This window comes from Bradyrhizobium sp., from assembly GCF_035273305.1.
Classification (GTDB): Bacteria; Pseudomonadota; Alphaproteobacteria; order Rhizobiales; family Xanthobacteraceae; genus Bradyrhizobium.
On record NZ_DATEPI010000159.1, the window covers coordinates 20,233 to 27,348 of the forward strand.

At 59.8% G+C, this 7,116-nt stretch carries 8 protein-coding genes, 1 tRNA gene and 1 pseudogene; 7 read left to right on the forward strand and 3 right to left on the reverse strand.

Features of this window, described 5'->3' with window-relative positions; genetic code table 11:
* The first annotated feature begins 31 nt into the window (after window positions 1-31).
* From VJV58_RS11115 to VJV58_RS11130, 4 genes are all read left to right on the forward strand, one after another.
* Complete coding sequence (locus VJV58_RS11115; protein WP_324137396.1) at window positions 32-2,308, forward strand: PAS domain S-box protein; 2,277 nt, start codon at window positions 32-34, stop codon at window positions 2,306-2,308.
* A gap of 77 nt (window positions 2,309-2,385) precedes the next feature.
* Window positions 2,386-2,796 (forward strand): response regulator, encoded by a 411-nt coding sequence (locus VJV58_RS11120; RefSeq protein ID WP_324137397.1) that lies wholly within the window; start codon window positions 2,386-2,388, stop codon window positions 2,794-2,796.
* A gap of 314 nt (window positions 2,797-3,110) precedes the next feature.
* The gene (locus VJV58_RS11125) at window positions 3,111-3,335 is read left to right on the forward strand and encodes a hypothetical protein (protein WP_324137398.1); all 225 of its coding nucleotides are present in this window, start codon (window positions 3,111-3,113) and stop codon (window positions 3,333-3,335) included.
* A gap of 88 nt (window positions 3,336-3,423) precedes the next feature.
* Complete coding sequence (locus tag VJV58_RS11130) at window positions 3,424-3,597, forward strand: hypothetical protein (RefSeq protein ID WP_324137403.1); 174 nt, start codon at window positions 3,424-3,426, stop codon at window positions 3,595-3,597.
* 4 nt (window positions 3,598-3,601) lie between these two features.
* Here VJV58_RS11130 and lipB read toward each other — a convergent pair whose 3' ends face one another.
* Entirely contained in the window at window positions 3,602-4,330 is a 729-nt protein-coding gene (gene lipB / locus VJV58_RS11135; protein ID WP_324137399.1) for a lipoyl(octanoyl) transferase LipB, read from the reverse strand.
* 67 nt (window positions 4,331-4,397) lie between these two features.
* Between lipB and VJV58_RS11140 the strand changes: the two genes are divergently transcribed.
* The 3 genes from VJV58_RS11140 (at window position 4,398) to VJV58_RS11150 (ending at window position 5,427) form a co-directional block, all read left to right on the forward strand.
* Window positions 4,398-4,640, forward strand: a complete 243-nt coding sequence (locus tag VJV58_RS11140; protein ID WP_324137400.1) for a FliM/FliN family flagellar motor switch protein — start codon at window positions 4,398-4,400, stop codon at window positions 4,638-4,640.
* Window positions 4,641-4,761: 121 nt separating this feature from the next.
* Window positions 4,762-4,846, forward strand: a tRNA-Leu gene (locus tag VJV58_RS11145).
* Window positions 4,847-5,052: 206 nt separating this feature from the next.
* Window positions 5,053-5,427, forward strand: a complete 375-nt coding sequence (locus tag VJV58_RS11150) for a hypothetical protein (protein ID WP_324137401.1) — start codon at window positions 5,053-5,055, stop codon at window positions 5,425-5,427.
* Between the two features lie 3 nt (window positions 5,428-5,430).
* Here the strand turns inward: VJV58_RS11150 and VJV58_RS11155 are convergent, their stop codons facing one another.
* Together VJV58_RS11155 and VJV58_RS11160 are read right to left on the reverse strand one after the other, a co-directional pair.
* Window positions 5,431-6,750, reverse strand: a complete 1,320-nt coding sequence (locus VJV58_RS11155) for a polysaccharide deacetylase family protein (RefSeq protein WP_414641476.1) — start codon at window positions 6,748-6,750, stop codon at window positions 5,431-5,433.
* 94 nt (window positions 6,751-6,844) lie between these two features.
* A pseudogene (locus VJV58_RS11160) lies at window positions 6,845-7,116 on the reverse strand (hypothetical protein); the annotation flags it as partial.

Sequence of the window (7,116 nt, forward strand, 5' to 3'; positions counted from 1 at the left end):
GATCATTAATCGTGAGGATCGGGCGATGAATATGCAGGAAAGACCTGCGGGGGATCTGGCAGGCCTTCAATCGCTCGAGAGACTTGCCCTTAGCTACGAACAGGTTGGCGCGGGAATTGTCGAAGTCGATGAAGAGGGGCGGATTCTGCGGCTCAATCGGCAGCTATCGCAGTTGACCGGCCATTCGCCGCCCGAGTTGTTGGGCCGGACCGTGTTCGAGGAGACGTTGCCAGAGGATGTTGCTCGCGACCTCCAGGAATTCCGGCGTCAGCTTGCAGGCGAAATTGACCAATATTCTGTCGAAAAGCGGATTCGTCGCAAAGACGGCACATACTTCTGGGCTGAAGTCACTTCGTCGAGCATCCGGGACAGCGCGGGCCGGTTCCTCTACGCCGTTCGCGTTCAGCACGATATAAGCCCTCGAAAAATAGCAGAGCAGGCGCTCGCACGGCGGATGCATGAACAGGCCGCACTGTACGAGTTTTCGGAACGACTCCAGTACGTCACCTCGGTGCAGGAAGTTTACGAAGCTGCGCTCGATGCGATCGGGCATGGGCTTGATTGCCAGCGCGCGGCCATTCTGTTGTTCGACAGCGCCGACGTAATGCGCTTTGTGGCTTCGCGCGGTCTATCAGACAGATATCGGCAAGCAGTCGAAGGGCATTCACCTTGGGTCAAGGACGACAGAGAGCCCCGCCCGGTTTATTTCGAGGACGTCGCCGCATCGGATCTTTCAGATGATCTGAAGGAGACCATTGCGCGTGAGGGGATCGGCGCGGTGGCTTTTATTCCGATCCAGCAAAGTGGCCGGCTGATCGGCAAGTTCATGGCCTATTACGATGCTCCGCACCGCTTTTCGGACCCGGAGGTACGGGTTGCCCTTACCCTTGCCCGCCAGCTTGGGTTCAGCATGGAGCGCCTGAAAGAGGATGAGGCGCGCCGCGCTGCCGAGCGTAGCGCGATGCACCTGGTAGCGATCGTCGAGTCTTCCGACGACGCTATCATCAGCAAAAATCTCGACGGCGTGATCCAAACCTGGAATGCCGGTGCCCAGCACCTGTTTGGTTATACGGCGGACGAAGCCATCGGGAAGCCGGTAACGATGCTGATTCCAGCGGACCGTCAAGACGAAGAGCCGGGAATTCTGGCGCGTCTGCGCCGCGGCGAACGTATTCATCATTATGAAACCGTCCGACAGCGAAAGGATGGGAGTCTAGTCGATATCTCTCTCACAGTTTCGCCGGTGTACGACCGCGCAGGCCGCATCATCGGAGCGTCGAAGATCGCGCGAAATATTACCGAGCGCAAAGAAACCCAGCGCAAGCTCCTGGAAAGCGAGCAACGTTTGCAAGACTTGCTCGCCGCAATTCCGGCCGCAATTTACACGACGGATGCCGAGGGTAAAATCACCTACTTCAACGAGGCGGCCGTCGAGCTCGCGGGCAGGAGGCCTACGCTGGGCAGCGACGAATGGTGCGTCACCTGGAAGCTCTACAATCCTGACGGCTCGCCGTTGCCGCACGATCAGTGCCCGATGGCGGTGGCGCTGAAAGAGGGGCGGTCGATACGCAACGCCGAGGCTGTAGCTGAAAGGCCGGACGGCAGGCGGATTCCGTTCATTCCGTTTCCGACCCCGCTAAGGGATGTCTCAGGAAAGGTGGTTGGCGCCATCAATATGTTGGTGGACATCAGCGAAAGAAGGCAGGCCGAGTCGCAGCAGCGTTTGCTGCTCAATGAACTCAATCATCGCACGAAGAATAACATGCAGATGTTGCAATCGCTGGTATTCAACGCGGCGAAGAGAGCCAAGAGCGAGGAAGCGCGGCGGGTGCTTGATGAGGCGAGCGGGCGCATTGCCTCAATGGCTGCCGCTCAGCGCGTACTCTACGGCACCATTGATGCCAGCCATTTTAGTGCAAACGAGTTTCTCGGTGCCGTTTGTCAGACGCTTCAGCAGACGTTGTCTCCGGCGATAGAGGTGGTCGCCGAAACCGCAAGCGGCATACTCTCCAATGATGCGGCGATGCCGCTGGCGCTGATCCTGAACGAGCTACTGACCAACGCCGTCAAGCATGGGACCAAGCACCGTCCGAAAGAGACCGTCCGGGTCGGCTTGACTGAAAGGGATGGCAAATTTGAATTGTATGTTGAAGACGATGGGGACGGGTTTGATTTGGACGCTGTCCGAAATGCTTCGTCAGGATTGCAGCTCGTCCTGGGGCTTGCCGGTCAGCTGCAAGGCACGTTCGACGTGACCCGCAGGCCGTCTCGGGCCTTTGTCCGATTTGCAGCGGGTCGGCCTTCGTGAAACCTGGTCGGACGAGAGCTTCGCGAGTTCCAGCCGAGCGATTTGCGCCGCCCTCGGTTCCTCCCAAGCAACCTCCGTTGCGAAGTCGCTCGCGCCGGGAGCTCGCAACGGAGCGAGCGCAGACACGTATTCTGGTCGTTGAGGACGATTTCCTGATCGGGCTGCAGACGGTGGCGGCTCTGGCGGATGCCGGATTCAACGTGATCGGCACTGCTACGACCGCGGAGGAAGCGATTGCGCTTGCGAAAGCGCAGCGGCCCTCTTTGGCTGTGATGGATGTACGCCTGGCTAGCGAACGGGACGGCATTGATGCGGCTCGGGAGTTGTTCAAGGAGCTTGGCATCCGCTGCATCTTTGCGACTGCTCATGACGATCCACACACTCGACGGCGCGCCGAACCGTATGCGCCGCTAGGATGGTTGGCGAAGCCGTACACGATGGCCTCCCTCGTCACGTCAGTCGTCGATGCCTTGTCCCAACTGGACTGATCAATCTGAAACGTTGCGACCGTTACAGGCTCAGTCGGAGACCGAACAGACAGGCGTTTCGAGCTGGCGCTAACGTTCTCACGTTATGGCGGCGATACGAAAGCCTGACCCGGAACTGCTGCCGATTCACCTGCGGCGGTGTCCGCATTGCCAGACGCGAATGATCACTGTTGGGATTGAATCGGAGCCCAGCGGGTTCGAGCGTCGCAGCTTCGAATGTCGCAACTGCGGGCACGCCGAAACCGGAACCCTGGTTAGCGATCCCTACAGGTCCGACGGGGCTATCCGCAATCTAGGGATACTGGAATAGCGGGTTGAGAGCGGCCAACTTCGTCGAGCAAGGCAACATGGTTCACGACAAGAAAGTCTCACCTCCTGAAACCGATCTTGAGGCCGAAGCGGTGATCGCGCTCGAGCAAGCGCGCAGCATGAAACCCGGAGTGGAACGAACCGAAGCCATGAAGCGAGCGGGTATCTTGCGAAACGCAGCTGACTTGCAGGGATTGTTTTTTGCCAAGCGGGGCAGGCCGAAGAGCTGAAGCAGCCCGTTAAGCTGGGAACTATTGCACCGATCAGGCTTTCTCAGTCCATCCCGCGTATCCGTGTGGACGCTGAGAAAGATAGATGATGATGATCAGGCAAGTACCTCCGAACGGCACCGAACCCGCGAAATCCGAAGACGACATCCAGCGCGAACTCCTGGGGCCGCGTGGCGTTCCGGGCGCGCCCGATCCCGCGAAGATGACGCCGCAGCGGGAAAAAAAGACCCCAAAGGAGATTGATCCTGGTCATACCGCCTAGGCCTTCAGAGGATAGTCTCGGCAGGCCGTGCCTCGACAGGACCGAACACATCCCCGAACGAGCGCCGAAGTGCGCGGTCGAACTCCGCCATCGTGATTGCATTGCCGAGATCGGCGAGGCTAGTGACCCCATAGCGAGGATCGGCCACGCCGCAAGGCACGATTGCTTCGAAATGGCTCAGGTCCGGCTGCACATTGATCGCAACGCCATGGAATGAGACCCAGCGTCTAAGTCGCACCCCTATCGCCGCAATCTTGTCTTCGCAGCCGGGTCCCTTGTCGGGTCGACTCACCCAAACTCCAATGCGATCCTCCCGGCGTTCGCCGCGCACATCGAAGCTGGCCAGAGTGCGGATAATCCACTCCTCCAGGCTCGCGACAAAAGCCCGCACGTCGGGCTGCCGCCTTTTCAGGTCGAGCATCACATAGGCCACCCGCTGACCGGGGCCATGATAGGTGAGCTGGCCGCCGCGGCCACTGGCAAAGGTCGGGAATCGAGGGTCGAGCAGGTCTTGGACCTTGCCGCTGGTGCCCGACGTGTAGAGCGGTGGATGCTCCAGCAGCCAAACCAACTCAGGTGCGCGATGCGCGGCGATTTCGGCCGCCCGTGCCTCCATGGCCGCGACGGCCTCCGGATACGCCACAGTCTTCGGCGATGTCAGCCACTCCACCGGCTCGCCTAGGCCAGGTTGCGACAGCGACATCAAATCAAGGCTTTGGCGATCATTAACCATTGGCTAACCATAACGTGGTGATCTCAAACGATGCAATTTTGCATTTGTACGCCAGTGCGGGTTTTCAGTGCCAACCCTCGATAAAGTTAGCGTCGATCTCATGGTGGTCCTCGGGACCACAACGATGCCCATCCATCAGGTAATGCGGCTGAGCCGCGGCGCTATCATTGAACTGGACGCCACCGAGGCGGATGAGGTCAAGATTCTCGCCAACAGCCTGCCGATCGCGAGCGGTGTTGTGCTGGTCGACCGAAACCGCATAGCGGTCGAAGTCAAGCAAATGCTGCCGCGGCTGCCGGGCAGCCGGTGATCCGGTTCCTGATCCCGAAGCGCCTATCACGGCGAGGGCAGGCCTTGTCCCCCCATCATTGATTTGTTAAATCCCGCGCCGTTGATCCGGTCCGGCGCATATGCCAAGGCCGGTTTCCCAAGCGCTCGTGGCGGAATTGGTAGACGCGCTGCCTTGAGGTGGCAGTGAGTAACATCGTGGGGGTTCGAGTCCCTCCGAGCGCACCAACTCGAAACCTGGTTGAAAAACAAGCTCCGCGCCACGGGTGCCCCGTGGACTCGCCCGTCGCGGCGATGGCGCCCGATCGCGCAACCAACCGCCTCGGCCGCGCACCCATTCTTAACCCGAAAGTGCTGTTAGTTCGGAAAACCGCGCCGGTGGCCTCGCGGGGGTTCGACCGACCGCCCGATAGAGCATCATTAGGAACAGACGCATGAAACTCCTGAGCCTCTCCTATCGGTGTCTGTCCAATTTCGTTTTTCTTGCGCTGGTCTACTACAGCCTGAATTTCATGGAAAAATACAACCAGCGCGCTATCATTGCGATACTGGTTCTGCTCTACGCCGCGATGCGAGCTGCGACGGCGTTGCGATCGTTCTATTTCTTTCAGCGTATCGAACGGCTGGAACTTGAGACACGGCGGCTATCGGGGCTGGTTGGAAACACGCCTCAAGCCTCAGCCGCGCGCAAGCAGATCGTCAACGATGTAGGCGTGCTGCGGCAAGGAGGCGAGATGAATTCGTACGTCGACCTTCTGTTCCTCTCGATCATCGTGCTGCTCTGCATTTCGAAGATCGTGACGAGTTGAGCCTCAAGCGCTCCTCTTCCTGACCTGGACAAGATGTTTAACGGCCCCGCGCCGCCCGTGCGTCAATTGCCGCTTTTGATGGACGTTCGCGCTAGACCGGCCGGCTTTCCCGTTCATTGTTAGAGGCGGATTGCGGGCATGGCGCGAGGTCGCCTGGTAATCAGCCGGTCCGGCCTGTTCCGCTCGGTGAGGGGCGCTGAGCCCCCGCGTTGCTGCACGAAGTCCCTCGCGGATTTGGAAGACCGTGTGATCGGGCACCGGCAGAGTAGTGGTGGCCTGAGCGGTCTGCAGAGGCGTTGGGCGTGGCCACGCCAGCCGCCCTGGCGGTGTGCCGCGCCGGAGCGGTATTCCCCGATCCTCCTCGCTAAGTGACAGCGCCTGCACGTCTGGCCAGTCCAATTCCGAGATCGCCGGAGCCGGTAGCATGCTGGTGTCGCGAAAGGCGAAATTGGGAATTTTGGGCCAGCGCGAAGTCGCGACATTTTCCGACACGGGATATAGCTGCCATTCCTGCGGGTCGGTCGGTGTCGCCGGACTTTGCAATGTAGCCGGCACCACGTGGACGATGTGATATCCGCGCACCTTCAGTTCGTTGAGAATTCTTGGCAACGCGGCGACGGTTCGCGCCTGAATGTCGTGCAAGAGTAAAATGCCTTTTCCTCTCTGCTCGAGCCGTTTGATCGCGAGCTCGAACACTCGCGAAGAGGAAATATGTCGCCAATCATCCGCCAGAAAATCCGCGCTCCAGATCTGGATCCCCTGCGATGCCAGGTACTCCTCGACATCTTCCGCGCGCAGCAGACCGGGTATCCGAAAGAACGGTGCGGGCGCTCCGTCGGTCCCGAGCGCCGATTTCACGGAGGCGATACCCTCATCGATCTCCTGTTTCGCAGCATCGACCGACATGTGATTCATCGTCAGCGGATGATTCTGGGAGTGGGTACCGACGCTATGGCCCGCTTCGACCAGCTTGCGGACGCCTTCCGGATAGGCTTGCGCCATGCGACCGATAACGAAAAAGGTAGCCTTCACGCACTGCGAGGCAAGAATTCGGAGAACCCGGTCGCTATTGCGCGGCAGCGGTCCGTCGTCGAACGTGAGGACTACCTCGTGATCCCGCAGCGGCAGGGTCTCGGAATATTGCATGGTCCCGATCCGGGGATGTTCGAGCGGATCGACTACGAGGGTGCGCGAAGTGCCGAGAGCATCCGGGCGCCCCGGACAATCGCCCGCCCGCGCGGTATGCGCGCCGATGCAAGTGAGCAGGCCCATGCAGAAAGCTGTCAACAGCCTGCGAGCTCCAGCCGAGGCATTATCGGGCATAGCACACCGTCTGGGTCCCTGATTGTGACCGCCGATCGTTGCACCGGCGGCATGAACGAGAGCTTAATTCGGATTGCGTACTTGGCTCGAACCGCTAGGGCCCTGCGCCAAAAGCCGTATCACCGCTGCCCGGCACGATGTGAACCACGCGATAATGATGGTCTCGCAAATAGCGCAAAAAGGCCGGCAGCATGGTCGCCGTCCGGGCCTTGGAGTCGTGAAACAGGATGATTCCTCTGCCGGCGCTTTTCAGCCGATCGGTGATCAGCTTCAACTCTTGCGCCGGGGTCATTGGATTCCAGTCGCTGGCCCAAAGGTCGGCGCCGAATACCACGATGCCGCGCGATTGCAAATTATCCAGAAGGG